We start from the raw sequence: 15,527 nt of genomic DNA, 5'->3' as shown, positions 1-15,527 counted from the left end.
TGCTGGAAGGTTAAGAGGGGATGTTAGTCGCAAGGCGAAGCATTGAATCGAAGCCCCAGTAAACGGCGGCCGTAACTATAACGGTCCTAAGGTAGCGAAATTCCTTGTCGGGTAAGTTCCGACCTGCACGAATGGTGTAACGATCTGGGCACTGTCTCAGCCGTGAGCTCGGTGAAATTGTAGTAGCGGTGAAGATGCCGCTTACCCGCCACGGGACGGAAAGACCCCGTGAACCTTCACTACAGTTTTGCACTGACTTTTGGTAACTGGTGTGTAGGATAGGTGGGAGGCTATGAGTCGGTGTCGCTAGGCATCGAGGAGCCAACGTTGAAATACCACCCTCCGGTTGCTGGGAGTCTAACATTAGATTGGACAATGCATGATGGGTAGTTTGACTGGGGTGGTCGCCTCCAAAAAAGTATCGGAGGCTTTCAAAGGTACCCTCAGCACGCTTGGTAACCGTGCGTAGAGTGCAATCGCAGAAGGGTGCTTGACTGTGAGGCAAACAGGCCGAGCAGGCACGAAAGTGGGAGATAGTGATCCGGCGGTTTCCGAATGGAAGGGCCGTCGCTCAAAGGATAAAAGGTACTCCGGGGATAACAGGCTGATCTCCCCCAAGAGCTCACATCGACGGGGAGGTTTGGCACCTCGATGTCGGCTCGTCACATCCTGGGGCTGGAGAAGGTCCCAAGGGTTCGGCTGTTCGCCGATTAAAGTGGCACGCGAGCTGGGTTCAGAACGTCGTGAGACAGTTCGGTCCCTATCTGTGGTGGGCGTTGGAATTTTGAGAGGGCTTGACCTTAGTACGAGAGGACCGGGTTGAACCGACCGCTGGTAGACCAGTTGTTCCGCCAGGAGCACCGCTGGGTAGCCACGTCGGGTGAAGATAAGCGCTGAAAGCATCTAAGTGCGAAACTTGCCTCAAGATGAGAATTCCTATGAGAGCCGTCAGAGACGATGACGTTGATAGGCTACAGGTCTAAAGTTGGTGACAACAAAGCCGAGTAGTACTAATGCCTCCAAGACTTCTTTTTAAATTAACTTTATTGTTGCTTAGGTATACTTTTCTGTTTTTCACATCACGTTCAAAAGAGGGAACACCTCGATAGGCATCGGAAGCTGACTCTACGGAGATTAGCAACCAAAAGAGCCAATGGCGATCATAGGGCGGGTGTTCACCCCTTCCCATCCCGAACAGGGCCGTTAAGCCCCGCTCCGCCGATGATACTGGGTTTACCCCCGGGAAAGTAGGTAATCGCCTCCCCCTTATAATTCCTAACGACTCCTGCCGGGATGCAGGAGTCGTTTTTTTGCTTCACTCCCTAGCCTAGATAATCCGCCTACCTTCGCTTCTCATTACCTTTTATTTTCCTTCGTATCTACTCCAGATCTAAGGTAGCTACCCTTGGAAAACATATTATTACTTCAATCGGCCTACTACTTTGAATTTTATAAATACGGATTTGGAATGAGGGGCATCAGATAATTCTTCGGTCAAATCCTGACCGGCCCAGTGTTCATAGTGCTTGCCATTTCTCCATAGCCTGGAATGAGTTACCTCGTAAATCGATCCCTCATAGGCAACCCATATTTCTTCTCTATCCTGTCCGTTTCTTAAGGCTAACTGTGATTTTGTATAGAACGGCAAATCGTCCATAGATGTCACTTTATTAATTTAAGTTGTTTACCTAGGGGTATAGCGTATTTTTTAGAATTCTACTATTTTAGTGAAAAATTATAGCACTTATGAAAAAGTATTTATTATTCTCTATTATCCTTATTTCTTCTGTGTTTGTAAGTAGTTGTGGCAAATCCAATTCCAAGCCCATATCGGAAGTAATCCGTAAAGTTTGGACTGCTAATACTGTTAAGGAAAATGCCACTACAGTTTATACGAAAGGAGCTACTGGCAATATTAAAGATAGTTATTCTTACTTCAAGCTTGATCTCAGTAGTACAGCTCAGCAAACGGTTAGACTTACCACTATTGATCAGACTACCTTTGTAGGCAACTGGGCTATTTCATCTGATAATTCAAAATTAACGCTTACCAATTTACAGCCCGTTCCTACGGGTACAACAGGAACTATAGAATTCACTTTTGACGGAGCTCCAACGGAAACCCAATTGAACCTGACTCGCACTTCACCAGATGCGAAAACGGGTAATACCACCAACAAGTATCAGTTAGTTAATCCTTAGTTGAACGAATTATACATTATTTTTGCAGAGCCTCCGTTCAGGGAGGCTTTTTTCATGCTCGGAAACTAATGCCTTTTTCATAAGGTTAGCAAAGAATGGAACGTACGGAATTGAATATACTGGGAGAATTTGGACTTATTGATCGCATTGCATCTCAAAGCCAAATTCATAATCCTACTACAATTAAAGGGATTGGTGATGACGCTGCTGTAGTTGTCGCTGACCATGGCTATCAACTGCTATCGTCGGAATTATTAATTGAAGGCGTGCATTTCGATTTAGGGTATGTACCCTTAAAGCATTTAGGTTATAAAGTAGTAGTCGCTGGAATTTCTGATATTCTGGCTATGAATGGCACTCCAAAGCAGATCACCATTAACATTGGCCTAAGTAATCGTTTTTCGGTAGAAGCCATTGATGAATTGTATGCAGGGATTTTCGCTGCCTGCGAAGATTATGAAGTAGAACTAGTAGGGGGTGACACTACCAGCTCTCGGTCAGGACTTATTCTTTCAATCTCAGCTATTGGTACGGTTGAAACGGAAAAGATTACCTATCGCAAAGGTGCTAATGCTAATGATATCATTTGCGTTACGGGCGATTTAGGCGGTGCTTACTTAGGCTTACAGATTCTGGAGCGTGAGAAGAAAGTTTTCCTTGAAGCTCCCGAAGCTCAGCCGGTATTAACAGGTCATGAATATGTTTTACAGAGACAACTGAAGCCTGATGCTCGTCTTGACATTATTAAGCAGTTACGGGAGCTGAATATTGTCCCTACATCCATGATCGATGTTTCAGATGGATTAGCATCGGAGTTACGTCACTTGGCGGCAGAGTCAGGTTTGGGAGTTCGAGTATTTGAAGAACAAATTCCCATTCATCAAAAATCCTATCTGGCGGCTACGGAGCTGAAGCTAGGACCGTTTACTGCTGCTTTGAATGGTGGAGAAGATTACGAGCTACTCTTTACTATTCGTCAGGAAGATTATCAGAAAATCCTGGATCATACGACTGATATCAGTTTCATTGGTTTCATGTCTTCTGATCCAACGGAAGCTTTTTTCATTACCAAACAAAATGAGGCTGTTCCTCTAACGGCTCAGGGCTGGGAAAAGTAATACCTCATCGTATATTGACAGAAAGGCCCCTAAATCGAATTTAGGGGCCTTTTTGTTAGGGATAAAAAGAGTTAAACGAATTCAAAACCTCGCTTGGTAGCATCGGCCACGAACTCTTTAACCTTTTGCTCCTGATCTTTAGGGCAGATCATCAGTACATTGTCAAACTCAGCAACGATAAAGTCCTGGAGGCCTTCAACGACTACCAGTCGCTCTTTAGGTGTTTTGATGATGGAACCCGTGGTGTTATGCGTCACGATGTGTCCATCCATCACATTGCCGTTTTCATCTTTCTCGCTTACCTCATAAAGAGACTTCCACGTACCTAAATCCGACCAGCCAATGTCACTTAATACGACGTGCACATTCTGGGCTTTTTCCATTACTCCATTGTCAATAGAAATGTTGCGACATTGTGGATACGCTCTTAATAATTGCGTTGCTTCGCTGTCGGCGTAAAAGTGAGTAGCCATATCCCGGAAAGCTTCGTCCATTTCAGGTAAATAGGATTCAAAAGCCTTTCGGATTGAATTGGCATTCCAGACAAAAATACCGGCATTCCAGACGTAGTCGCCACTTTCCAAGAAAGCTTGAGCCAGCTGTAAATGAGGCTTTTCGGTGAAGGTTTTCACGCGTTTTACCTCTCCTTCGGCTTGGTCATCAAACTGAATGTAGCCATAACCCGTATCGGGGCGAGTAGGGGTAATACCCAGCGTAACCAACAAGTCTGATTTCTCAGTAGCGTCGAGAGCCACTTTAATTCGGTCAACGAATTCTTGTTCTTTAAGAATTAAATGATCGGCAGGGGTAACGACGATATTGGCTTGAGGATCACGGGCGGCAATTTTATAACAGGCATACCCAATGCAGGGAGCCGTGTTGCGACGGGAAGGTTCCAAAAGAATTTGGTGATCCGAAAGCTGGGGTAACTGCTGTTTGGTTAAATCGTAATATTCCTGAGAAGTAACAATGTAGACGTTTTCAGGAGGACAGATTTCTGCCAGCCGGTCGAAGGTCATTTGCAGCATGGTGCGGCCAACGCCTAATACATCGTGAAATTGTTTGGGGTAACTCTGACGGGAGAAAGGCCAGAATCGGGTGCCTACGCCCCCGGCCATAATGACTACGTATGTGTGTTGGAAGTTCATTGATAGATTAAAGGATAGATACGTTAGTGTTTTGCGGCTATCTAAAGCAGCTTATCTGGTGGAATGCGTTTTGAAATAATTCTCCACCTGCAAAGCTACGTTTTCTCTTAGATTTCCATAAAACATATTAATATCGGCTACATGCCAGTTTTTGATCGGTAACAAAAAACCAAAGGGTACCCGAGGTTTCGAAATCCAGAGTAGACCATTGTGGTTTTGAGCGTCCGTTAATTTTTTGCGAAATTTAAAGTTAAGGCCAACGCCGCCCCGATGTAAGGAACGCGAAGCATAGGCATCAGATGTATTCCAGAGTAAAGGATTCGTTGAAATAATAGTTGGACCTTCCTGAAAGAAGCCTTTTTCGGGGTGATACCCTTTTTTAAAGGTGCACCAACTTGCAAAAGTCCCGGCCTGGCCCGGCGTTTCAATTGGAGAGATGTACTTGAAAGTTCCTTTGGAAATCGGGCGACCAATTAAGTACGCTGCCACTAATTGAGCTTGTAACTCTTTCCCATCAAAAAAATCCTGTATCAATCGAATCGCGTGAATAGAGCCCTGGCTATGCGAGGCAATAATAATAGGCCGATTCTTATTGTAGTGCCTCCAATAATATTCAAAAGCCTTTTTTACGTCTGAATAAGCTAATGCCAGAGCCTGGTCGCGGGCTGCTGTGTCTTTCGTTACAAAAACGGAATAATGAGCCTGACGGTAACGCGGACTATAAATACGTCCTGAACCATTGAAAACCGTGGCCTGATTAATAATCGAATTACTATCCACACGGGCGTTAATCCGAGCATCATTTACATCCGCATTCCAAGACTGATTACCTTCGGGTTTAGCCGCGTAAAGTGTTGGATGAATAAAGAATACGTCAACTTTAGCGGTGGACTGCTGATCGATATACGCGGATTTTCTGGGGATAAGATCCGCCGCATCCTGCCGATCCGGGAGCGTAGCCCAGTGAGCGGAATTGGAGTAATCAGGAGCGTTAGGTTGCTGATCCATGGAATAGGCTGATTCGATCAAGTAACGTTTAGGACGGAAACACCCGGTGAAAATCAATAGTAATGAGGGTATTAGGATGATCCGAATCAGTGCGTACATGATTGATTAACAATTTAGATTTAAAAGTGTTTCAGAGGGATTGCAACCCTTTCGGTAGTGGTAAATCTTTTAGAAGGAATCCATAAAAAAACGTAAGATTATCAGCTACTTTGTAGATACCTCAGCCTTATTTTATTCCTTCATTATGTATTCACCACTGGTATGAAGCATTTTTTTACGTATTCTTCTCCTATTCTATTTGGGCTAGGGCTTGCTTTGCTTCCTTTTTTCCTACAGGCTCAAATTCTCCTTTCTGGCCAGGTAATAGATTCGGTTACTAAAGAAGCCTTGGCTGGCGTTAGTATAACGATTGTTGGACAGGTAAATGGAACCATTACTAATACCAAAGGGGAGTTTCAGTTGGTGGCTAGTCAAAAGCCCCCCCTTCAACTGAAAGTTTCCAGCGTGGGTTACGCTACTCAGATTGTGGAAGTGAACCCTACGCAAACCTTTCTCCCTATTGCCTTACAAGAACAGGCCCTTTTGGGAGATGAAGTGATTGTTTCGGCTTCCCGAATAGAAGAAAATGTGTTAAAATCACCTGTGACGGTGGAAAAAATGGATATGCGAACGATTCAGTCCACGCCAGCCGCCAGCTTTTACGACGCTTTACGAAATTTGAAAGGAGTAGACATCTCTACGCAATCGCTTACGTTTAGCTCGATTAATACCCGTGGGTTTGCAGGAAATGGAAATACGCGGGTCGTTCAGATGGTAGATGGAATGGACAATCAGGCTCCCGGCCTTGGTTTCGCCGTCGGCAACATGGTGGGGCTATCAGAACTGGACGTTGAAAGCGTAGAGTTATTACCGGGAGCTGCTTCGGCCTTGTATGGTCCCAATGCAACGAATGGCTTATTGTTAATGAACAGTAAAAATCCCTTCACTTCTCAGGGAATCAGTGCTTCGGTAAAAACCGGAATTATGCACGCGGCTAACCGAACTATGGCTACAACGCCTTTTTATGATGTCTCGGTCCGTTACGCTAAGGTTATTCATCCTAAACTTGCCTTTAAACTCAATGTGAGTTACTTAACCGCTAAAGACTGGCAGGCTACGGATTACCGGGATCAAAGTTTTGGTTTAAGTCAGGATGATGCTCGATACCCTGGCTTCAATCGAACTGTTGCTGATAATCAGAATTATAATGGGGTTAATGTGTATGGGGATGAGAATTCTTCCAACGTCAATCTGGCCAGTTTTCGTCCGTATTTTGAAAGTTTCATGCAGTTACCCCAGGAGCAACTGGCCGCGATTGACCCCCGACTGGTAGGGGTAGTTAACGGCGTTCGAAACTTGGCAACCCTTACCAACCAGTCTGCTTCAACGATTATTAATACCCTTATTTTACCCAATCAGCTTGTGGCTCGTACGGGTTATGCTGAAAAAGATCTGGTGGATTATCGTACTCAGAGTTTAAAAGTCGGCGGGGCTCTGCATTACCGGATTACTCCCAAACTGGAAGCCATTTTGCAGGGAAACTGGGGTTTGGGAACTACGGTTTATACTTCAACAGATCGGTATTACATCAAAGATTTTATTCTGGGACAGTATAAACTTGAGCTTAAAGGCGAAGATTTTTTCATTCGAGGGTATACCACGCAGGAACGTTCGGGTAATGCTTATGCGGCGGGCGTGTTGGCGAGTTACCTTAATGAAGCTGGTAAACCCAGTCTGAACGCTGCCAATCTGGGCGGTTCCTGGTATCCCCAATACGCCTTTACCTACGGAGGTGGGGCGTTATCGTTTTTCAATCAGGCTTTTCAGTCGGCTATTAATGCGGGTCAAGCTCCTCAGTCAGCTTATGAATCTGCTCTACAGGCGGTTCAGCTTAACAGCGGTTTTCTACAGAATCTAGCTCGTAGCACGGCGGATCAGGGAAGGTTAATGCCAGGAACACCGGAATTCAATGCTGCTGCCCAAGAGATAAAGTCCACGGCTATTCCCAGCGGAGCCAAGTTTATGGATCGGACGAATTTGTATCACGCCGAAGGTATGTATAATCTGAGAAAATGGATTGCTCCAGAGGTGCTTGAACTGTTAGTGGGCGGAAATTACCGAATCTATGATCTAAATTCTCAAGGTACTATCTTTCTGAAAAAGCCTAATTCCAATGCGGAGTATAACATTCAGGAGTGGGGCGGCTATGTACAGGCGTCCAGGTCATTTGCTAGTATTTTGAAACTAACGGCTTCTCTACGGCACGATAAGAATGAAAACTTCAAAGGCCAGTGGAGTCCACGACTTTCAGGCGTATTGACACTGGCCAAACAGCATAACCTTCGGGCTAGTTATCAGACGGGTTTCCGTATTCCCACCGCTCAGCATCAATACATTAATTTAGAAACGCCCGTTTCATTATTGGTGGGTGGATTAGCCATTACCCGAGATCGGTACCATTTGAACAATTACGCTTTATACACCTATGATGATCGTTATTTAGCTCATCCAACGGACCCTTCCCAGTGGAACCGGCTGCAACTCAATCCCCTGAAGCCGGAACGGGTATTAACTTATGAAGTGGGCTATAAAGGATTGGTGCTGAACCGTCTGGTGATTGATGCCTATTATTACCATAGTCTGCTACAGAATTACATTGGTGGTATGGTCTTTGTAACCCCAGAAAATCCATTGATTGGGACAAGAACGGTTTCGACCACAACAAACTATAACAAAAGCATTCGATACCAGGGTTTTGGCTTGGGCTTGGATTATCAGTTAATGAAAAACCTGGTGGTGAGTGGTAACCTTTCTAATACGACCTTACCAACAAAAAACGTAAGCTTATTCAACGGATCGCCTAATCATAATGTTCTGGACGATGGCTTTCAGGTGGGGTTCAACACGCCGAAGTATCGGTATAATCTTTCCCTGACGCGTGCTGTTTCGGCTAATAGTGATTGGGGTTTTAACGTAACCTACCGCTACCAAACCAGATTTTATTGGAATGATCTGATTCTACCTGCTCAAGCCCGCACAGCGGTGAACAGCCAGCAAATTGTTATACCGGCTTATGGCACCCTGGATGCTCAGGTAAGCCTTAAAATGAAAAGCATTAAGTCCGTTCTTAAAGCAGGAGCTAATAATCTGCTTAATCAGGCGTATACCACAGCCTGGGCTAACCCGCAGATTGGAAGTATGTATTACGTCGGCTTGACTTTTGACGAATGGTTACGATAATAAAACACCAAAGATCGTTCAACTCGAACTAGTAGTGTAAAATTGAACAAGGCGTTCCTTTCGGGGAACGCCTTGTTTTTAGTATTCAGCAATGCTAATTAAATCCTGAATTCCTCCCACCAACTGAATATTGTCCGGAATGCGAATTCGGTTGTGAGAAGTATGAAGATTACAAATGATTAATATCTGGGCCTGGGGAAAATTCGTCGAAAGTCGTTCGAGATAAGCCTGAAACTCTCCACAGTCAAGAGCGGACTTAAAAATGGTTAGTAAGTAATTAGGCTTGTGCAGATTATAGGCAAACGATAGCTCTTCGAAGGGCAAACTTTGACCAAGATAGACTACCTTATTCTGACGCGAACGAATGACATAATCCGCAAAAAGTAAAATCAGCTCCTGAAGTTCACCTTCGGGTAAAAACAGAATGAATTTTTTAGAGCCTTCCCGCTGCTTATTTAACTGACCATCAATAGCTACAATGATCTTCTGACGAATGAGATTCGCAATGAAATGTTCCTGAGCGGGGCCGATGCTGCTCGTCATCCAAAGCGTACTGATGCGATTCAGAAAGGGATAGATGATATTGATAATCAGGGCTTCAAAACCCAGCTTGATGATATTGGTAGTAATAATTTTCTCGAACTGATCTTCATCAAGGTCGAGCATGGCGAAGGTGAGAGCGTGAATTTGTTCAGGGTAACTAATCTGACTTTCAGAAATGGCATTAACCCGCTGATGGATTTCCTCCGTCTTCATCTTAGCGATTTCTGAAATCTTCAGGCCATGCTCTTTCAGCAGGGCAATATTAAGTACCAGCTTTAATTCCTGTTCGTCATAAGTTCTAATATTGCTGTAGGTACGCTGGGGCTTTAGAATAGCGTATCGTTGCTCCCAAATGCGGAGCGTATGTGCTTTAATTCCTGATAATTGTTCTAAATCTTTAATCGAGTAGGTACTCATGGCTATAAATAGATCACGGAGGGCTGAAGCATACGTTCAAACTCAATACGCAACGTATCAATTAAGGGGGTGGACTTAGTTTATCGTACGGAGAGAGATAGTATAAACCCAAATTCATCCAGTCGGGCTGCTTTAATAAACCGTAGCCGTTTACTATTTGTTTAATAAAAAATACTTATCTCTGATTAATGACTCCTGAGTGCGATCTAATGAAAAAGAGGAAAGAAGAGGGGATAAAAGAAAAAAACCTGACAAGCGACGCTTATCAGGTTTGACAGGAGGGAGAAAGACGGGGTTCGAACCCGCGACCCCCAGAACCACAATCTGGTGCTCTAACCAGCTGAGCTACATCCTCCGTTTCGAGCTACAAATATACTGCAATCAGAAAGCAAAAAGCAAGTGCTTTTGAAAGAAGGGAAGAAGAAAAGTATAAAAAAGTCTTTACTTCTTCCCTGTTTTAACCTTACTTGGCTGATTGATAGTTGGTTTCAGCCACGTCCCAGCTTACTACATTCCAGAAGGCATCTATGTAATCAGGGCGTTTGTTCTGATACTTCAGGTAATAGGCGTGTTCCCACACATCAAGACCTAAAATAACCTTACCTTTTTTCTCGGCAACGTCCATTAAAGGGTTGTCCTGATTAGGCGTAGAGGAAATGGCTAATTCGCCATCTTCTCCTACAATTAACCAGGCCCAGCCTGAACCGAAACGAGCGGCGGCGGCTTTCTTGAATTCGTCTTTGAATGCATCGAATGAACCGAATTTGGCATCAATCGCAGCAGCTAAATCGCCTTTAGGAGCACCGCCTCCGCTGGGAGAAAGGATATTCCAGAAAAAAGTATGATTCCAGTGACCGCCACCGTTGTTACGAACGGCTACGGGCAATTGACCTACATTTTTGAGAAGATCTTCCAGTGTCTTTCCTTCGAGTTCGGTACCGGCAACGGCATTGTTCAAATTCGTTACGTAGGTTTGATGGTGACGGTCGTGGTGGATCGTCATAGTCTGAGCATCGAAGTGAGGCTCTAATGCATCTGCCGCATAGGGGAGAGGAGCAAGTTCAAAAGCCATAGCTGGTTGAATATTATAGAATTTAGAAATAGTAAATGAGTGACTACTCGTTTTAAAAAGGTGTTCCAAGGTCCAAAGGTTCCTTAAACCGATTGCAATATTAAAGAAAGGCTTAGTTCCGTCGTAATTTTCTGAAAAAATCGAGTAGCTGCTGCTCGGTTTCAGCGGCCATAATGCCCGAGGTAACCCGGGTTTTAGGGTGTAATAAAGAGCCCGATTGGGAAAAACCCCGTTTTAAATCACTGGCTCCGTAAACCAAACGCCCCAACTGAGCCCAGTATAAAGCTCCCGCACACATCACGCAGGGTTCAAGCGTGACGTAGAGGGTGCAATCGCGAAGGAATTTGGAGCCGAGGTAATGGCTAGCAGCCGTCAGGGCAATAATTTCGGCGTGGGCCGTTACGTCACGTAATTCTTCAGTCTGATTTCGACCTTTACCAATGATTCGGTTTTGGGATACCACCACGGCACCCACGGGAATTTCGCCCACTTCAGCGGCCTGCTGGGCCAGCTCGTAGGCTACGGCCATAAAGTATTCGTCACTTAACGTCACAAGTGTTCGGGTTATCTGCGGGGGTAAAAATACAAATGTCCGCGAATACCGGAACGATCTTCACTAAGGGTAAAATAACCGGAGTTATCCGTAGCAAAGGCAATTGCCTCACCTTGAGGCTCTGGGAAATAGGGCATCACGCGGGGAGAACGTTTCATCATCTGGGCGATGCTCTCGCCGCTATTACGCTTCCAGTAAAAAACCGTTAGGTAATCTTTGATGAGTAACTCCTGCCCATTGGGTGAGAGATCTGCCGCTGTGATGGTAGTTTGGGCAAGGTCTTCTACTACTTCGGCGGTAATAACGCTCTGCGTTGATTGTGGATAAGGCAAACGATAGAGCTTGGTAGCAGAGCTAACTTTGGAAATGATGTAAATATCCTGCGTCTCGTGATCTACAAAGAAGCCCTCTGAATCCCACTGCCCATCGGGATAACGATAGGTAATCCGGTCAATAGCCGAGGACGCTACCGAAGTTTTTCCCGATAGTTTGGTAGCGTCTGGTTCGGTAAAACGGTAAATAATATGCGTGGCATACTGGTTGAGGTTGTCTCCCGTATCGCCTACGTATAAAGTCGGAACGCCGTCGCGGATGGAGGCCGCCATGTCCTCCCAATCATTATTAACGGCTCCTTCAAGCACTAAGGTAGCTTTCCATTTTGCATTGGTATCATCGAGCAGATAAATCTCATTGGGATTACCTGAGTCGTCGTGTGTCCATATAAGATTAGGGCTATAACGACTAACGGCCAGCCCCGACGCTTCAGTTATATCCGGGTTGTCAAGTACCCCTCGATTTTGGGCCGAGCCGAAAGAAGCCGTCTCCGGTTTCTCGGGAAATAGCTTATCACAAGCGGTGGCACCCGTGAGTAAACCTAAAAAAATAATCAATCGATAAGAAGTGTGATAGTTCATGGCTTTTTATAAACTTTAAGTAAAGATTGAAGTTAGTTCTTCTAGAAAATGCTCTAATTTTAAAACAGAATTAAAAACTAACTATCCACTTAACGAAGGAATTTCAGCCTCAACATTACTGTTTATTATGTTCTCTCAAAAGGATTTAGAACAAATTGAAGCCAAAGGTATTGAGATACAAACGGTCAAAGACCAGATTCAGTACTTTATTGATGGATTTCCATGGATGAAACTAACCCGTGCCGCTATGCCGGAGGATGGTATTCTTCAATTAACTGATGAGCAAATTCAGGAAGCTCTCGATACTTACGAAGAATACGTGCCAACGCTTCGGATCGTTAAGTTTGTTCCTGCTTCGGGAGCCGCCACCCGTATGTTTAAATCCTTATTTGCTTTTCTCGAAGCTGGAAAATCGGACTCATCCGTGGAGCAATTCTTCGAGAGAATCCGTGAATTTGCGTTTTATGATGACCTGAAAGCTGTTTTAGCTAAAGACGGATTTGACATCGAAACGGCGGACCGATTAACCATTGCTGAGTATTTTCTGACGGACAAAGGTCTGGGCTACGGTTCTTTACCCAAAGGCTTGCTGAAATTTCACCGTTACGAAAACGAAAATCGTACGCCTGTGGAAGAGCACCTGGTGGAAGGAGCCAGTTATGCCCGCTCGAAAGGCGAAGTCGCTATTCACTTTACCGTGTCGCCGGAGCATAAGGCTAAATTCACGGAATTAATCGAAGAAAAAGCGGCTGAGTACGCGGAGCGTCATAACCTCGGCTTCGGAATTGATTTCTCCGAACAAAAATCTTCAACGGATACAATCGCTGTAAACCTCGATAACACACCGTTCACTGACAAAAACGGTTCGCTGCTCTTCCGTCCTGCGGGTCACGGAGCTTTACTGGCTAACCTGAATGATGTAGAGGCTGATCTGGTGTTTATCAAGAATATTGATAACGTTGTTCCTGATCGTTTAAAGAACACGACAACGATTTACAAACGAGCCATCGCCGGAACGTTGTTGCAAACACGTCAACGGTTATTTGATTACCTCAAGCGGCTTGATAGCGGCGATACCAGTCAGGAATTAATGGCTGAAATCGACGAGTTTTTACGTCGTGTGCTGTGCGTAGAACCCGTTGAAGGTTTCTACGAATGGCCGGTAGAAAAAGTAGTTGAGTACTTCCGTACCAAACTCAATCGTCCGATTCGGGTGTGCGGAATGGTTAAAAACGTAGGTGAGCCAGGGGGCGGACCTTTCTGGGCGAAAAGTTCAGATGGCACGAGTCAGCTACAGGTGGTAGAATCCGCTCAGGTTGACATGGACGATCAGGTACAGAAAGACAAATTCCTGAAAGCTACCCACTTCAATCCCGTCGATTTAGTTTGTTCCTGGACGGACTACACAGGCAAAGCTTTTGACCTTTTGAAATTCCGCGATCCGCAGACGGGCTTTATTACCCAAAAATCCAAAGACGGAAAAGACCTGAAAGCTCAGGAATTACCCGGTCTCTGGAATGGCTCGATGTCGGATTGGAATACCTTATTCGTGGAAGTTCCCCTGATTACGTTTAATCCGGTAAAAACGGTTAATGATCTGCTTCGTGATGAACATAAAGGATAATCAGGAAGTGATTTTATAAAGAAAAAGTCCCGCTGTTTTGATTGACAGCGGAACTTTTTTATAGTACCAATGATTAAGCCAGAACGGCCGTAAATTCAATTTCAATCAGGTACTCTGGACTAACGAGTTTACTGATTTCGTAAATAGCCGTAACGGGTTTGATATCCTTGAAAAACTCACCGTGTGCCCGGCCAATTTCGTCAAACTTTGTTAGATCCGTGGTAAACATCCGCGTACGAACCACGTCTTTCAGGCTGGCTCCGGCTTCTTCAAGCACTCTTTCAATGCGTTCGATGATGTTTTTGGTTTGAGCGTAGCCATCATCAGCCTTTACTTTTTCACCGTCTACGATGGCTACCGTGCCAGCGACTTCAATCAAATTACCGATGCGTACGGCCCGGCAGTAACCTACTTTATCTTCCCAGGGCGAGCCCGAAAGGATGGTTTGACGTTGGGACATAATTTATTTATAGTTGTCAGGTTTACAGTTTTCAGTGAGGGGAACGGAAATACTTTACTAGATAAGGATTGTCGAAAGTAACCCGGCCCTAAGTTTTGATTACTTTCCCGCCTCGTTCTTTAATAAGGTAATGGCTTCACTTACTTCGCCTACTACTTCATCCCGCGTGCCGTCGTAAATGCCACGGATGTGTTTCTGAGGGTCAATGATAATGAAAGCTCCGCTGTGGAGAATACCGCCGGGCTCGTCGCTGTCTTCCTTAGCAGAAACGAAGTAGGCATTCTGTCCAATATCAAAAATTTCCTTGCGATCACCCGTTACAAAGTACCAGCTCTTTTGCCCAAATACGCCCAAATCAGTTGCGTATTGCCTCAAACGGCCTACACTATCGCGTTTGGGATCAATCGAGTGGGAGAGAAACATGACCTGCGGATCGTCCTTGTATTTCTCGTATAACTTCCGCATTTCCATCGTCATTTTAGGACAGATGGTGGGACAAGTCGTAAAGAAAAAGTCAGCGACATAGATCTTCCCTTCGAAATTTTTCTGGGTAATGGTATCGCCGTACTGACTGGCAAAAGCAAAATCCGGAATCTGATGATAAAGGGTATCAGTTACTTCTTTCCCGTCTACTACTTTCGTTGAAACCCCCTGCCGTGGCCCCAAAATGGGCAAACGAACTGGTTCTGATTCACAGGCAGATAAGCCTACCAGTGAAAGTAATAGTACAGATAATTTTATTATTTTCATGGAAATTTCAATCAGTATTATTTCTTCAAAAAGGCCTTAGCGGCGGCTACACTGCTGCTGGTTTGTTGCTCAACAGCGGTAACTTTTGCTTTCTCAGCTTCTAAATACGCCTTGCCTTTTTCGGGAGATAAATCCAGCAGGGTATCACCGTTGTAGCTACCCATCCATTCGTCCATTCCTTTTTCGGCTTTCCCCAGAGCTTCAATCAAACTATCGCCCTGAGCTCGTTGCGTGGTATCCTTGGCTATTTGCTGACGGATTTCTTCCTGTAAATCGGCAATCTGCATGTAAGGACCCATGATTTTGTCGTGCATGCCTTCTACTTCTTTCTGAAATTTAGTCAAATCTTCCTTGGGAGGATTCTGACAAGCAGTTAATGCAGCAATGAATAAAAGGGATAAGCAACCTGTTTTCATAACTATTGGGGGTTTATTAGGAA

Annotated in this window: 14 protein-coding genes, 1 tRNA gene and 2 rRNA genes (1 of these 17 cut by a window edge); 6 read left to right on the top strand and 11 right to left on the bottom strand. The window is 44.8% G+C overall.

Annotated features, from left to right (window positions below; all coding sequences use genetic code 11):
• A 23S ribosomal RNA gene (locus QE390_RS06715) occupies nt 1-1,034 on the top strand (it extends 1,777 nt beyond the left edge of the window).
• 118 nt (nt 1,035-1,152) lie between these two features.
• Nucleotides 1,153-1,264 (top strand): 5S ribosomal RNA (gene rrf / locus QE390_RS06710).
• 156 nt (nt 1,265-1,420) lie between these two features.
• On the opposite strand, the gene QE390_RS06705 is transcribed toward rrf, so the two are convergent.
• Nucleotides 1,421-1,657: a cytochrome b5 domain-containing protein gene (locus QE390_RS06705; protein WP_307141570.1), complete on the bottom strand. Its 237-nt coding sequence runs from the start codon at nt 1,655-1,657 to the stop codon at nt 1,421-1,423.
• A gap of 89 nt (nt 1,658-1,746) precedes the next feature.
• Here QE390_RS06705 and QE390_RS06700 point away from each other — a divergent pair, with 89 nt between their 5' ends.
• Both QE390_RS06700 and thiL read left to right on the top strand, forming a co-directional pair.
• A complete protein-coding gene (locus tag QE390_RS06700; RefSeq protein WP_307141569.1) occupies nt 1,747-2,202 on the top strand; it encodes a hypothetical protein in 456 nt (151 codons plus the stop codon).
• Nucleotides 2,203-2,297: 95 nt separating this feature from the next.
• Complete coding sequence (thiL, locus tag QE390_RS06695; protein WP_307141568.1) at nt 2,298-3,320, top strand: thiamine-phosphate kinase; 1,023 nt, start codon at nt 2,298-2,300, stop codon at nt 3,318-3,320.
• 71 nt (nt 3,321-3,391) lie between these two features.
• Here the strand turns inward: thiL and QE390_RS06690 are convergent, their stop codons facing one another.
• The gene (locus QE390_RS06690; protein WP_307141567.1) at nt 3,392-4,468 is read right to left on the bottom strand and encodes a mannose-1-phosphate guanylyltransferase; all 1,077 of its coding nucleotides are present in this window, start codon (nt 4,466-4,468) and stop codon (nt 3,392-3,394) included.
• A gap of 51 nt (nt 4,469-4,519) precedes the next feature.
• A complete protein-coding gene (locus QE390_RS06685; protein WP_307141566.1) occupies nt 4,520-5,575 on the bottom strand; it encodes a DUF3089 domain-containing protein in 1,056 nt (351 codons plus the stop codon).
• 162 nt (nt 5,576-5,737) lie between these two features.
• Between QE390_RS06685 and QE390_RS06680 the strand changes: the two genes are divergently transcribed.
• The gene (locus QE390_RS06680) at nt 5,738-8,755 is read left to right on the top strand and encodes a TonB-dependent receptor (RefSeq protein WP_307141565.1); all 3,018 of its coding nucleotides are present in this window, start codon (nt 5,738-5,740) and stop codon (nt 8,753-8,755) included.
• A gap of 78 nt (nt 8,756-8,833) precedes the next feature.
• Here QE390_RS06680 and QE390_RS06675 read toward each other — a convergent pair whose 3' ends face one another.
• The 5 genes from QE390_RS06675 to QE390_RS06655 form a co-directional block, all read right to left on the bottom strand.
• Nucleotides 8,834-9,715, bottom strand: coding sequence for a MerR family transcriptional regulator (locus tag QE390_RS06675; protein WP_307141564.1), 882 nt, complete (start codon nt 9,713-9,715; stop codon nt 8,834-8,836).
• A gap of 280 nt (nt 9,716-9,995) precedes the next feature.
• A tRNA-His gene (locus QE390_RS06670) sits at nt 9,996-10,071 on the bottom strand.
• 107 nt (nt 10,072-10,178) lie between these two features.
• Entirely contained in the window at nt 10,179-10,787 is a 609-nt protein-coding gene (locus tag QE390_RS06665; protein WP_307141563.1) for a superoxide dismutase, read from the bottom strand.
• Nucleotides 10,788-10,899: 112 nt separating this feature from the next.
• The gene (locus QE390_RS06660) at nt 10,900-11,340 is read right to left on the bottom strand and encodes a nucleoside deaminase (protein ID WP_369804162.1); all 441 of its coding nucleotides are present in this window, start codon (nt 11,338-11,340) and stop codon (nt 10,900-10,902) included.
• Nucleotides 11,341-11,351: 11 nt separating this feature from the next.
• Nucleotides 11,352-12,254, bottom strand: coding sequence for a PE-PGRS family protein (locus QE390_RS06655; RefSeq protein ID WP_307141562.1), 903 nt, complete (start codon nt 12,252-12,254; stop codon nt 11,352-11,354).
• Between the two features lie 127 nt (nt 12,255-12,381).
• On the opposite strand from QE390_RS06655, the gene QE390_RS06650 reads away from it, so the two are divergent.
• Nucleotides 12,382-13,878: a DUF4301 family protein gene (locus tag QE390_RS06650; protein WP_307141561.1), complete on the top strand. Its 1,497-nt coding sequence runs from the start codon at nt 12,382-12,384 to the stop codon at nt 13,876-13,878.
• 73 nt (nt 13,879-13,951) lie between these two features.
• Here the strand turns inward: QE390_RS06650 and QE390_RS06645 are convergent, their stop codons facing one another.
• From QE390_RS06645 to QE390_RS06635, 3 genes are all read right to left on the bottom strand, one after another.
• Nucleotides 13,952-14,338, bottom strand: a complete 387-nt coding sequence (locus QE390_RS06645) for a RidA family protein (RefSeq protein ID WP_307141560.1) — start codon at nt 14,336-14,338, stop codon at nt 13,952-13,954.
• Nucleotides 14,339-14,437: 99 nt separating this feature from the next.
• Nucleotides 14,438-15,088, bottom strand: coding sequence for an SCO family protein (locus tag QE390_RS06640; RefSeq protein WP_307141559.1), 651 nt, complete (start codon nt 15,086-15,088; stop codon nt 14,438-14,440).
• Between the two features lie 17 nt (nt 15,089-15,105).
• Nucleotides 15,106-15,504: a hypothetical protein gene (locus tag QE390_RS06635; protein ID WP_307141558.1), complete on the bottom strand. Its 399-nt coding sequence runs from the start codon at nt 15,502-15,504 to the stop codon at nt 15,106-15,108.
• Between the last annotated feature and the right edge of the window lie 23 nt (nt 15,505-15,527).

The organism is Siphonobacter sp. SORGH_AS_1065 (assembly GCF_030818595.1).
Classification (GTDB): Bacteria; Bacteroidota; Bacteroidia; order Cytophagales; family Spirosomataceae; genus Siphonobacter.
The sequence above is the reverse complement of the archived record's forward strand: the minus strand, read 5'-3'. Positions and strand labels throughout refer to the sequence as shown.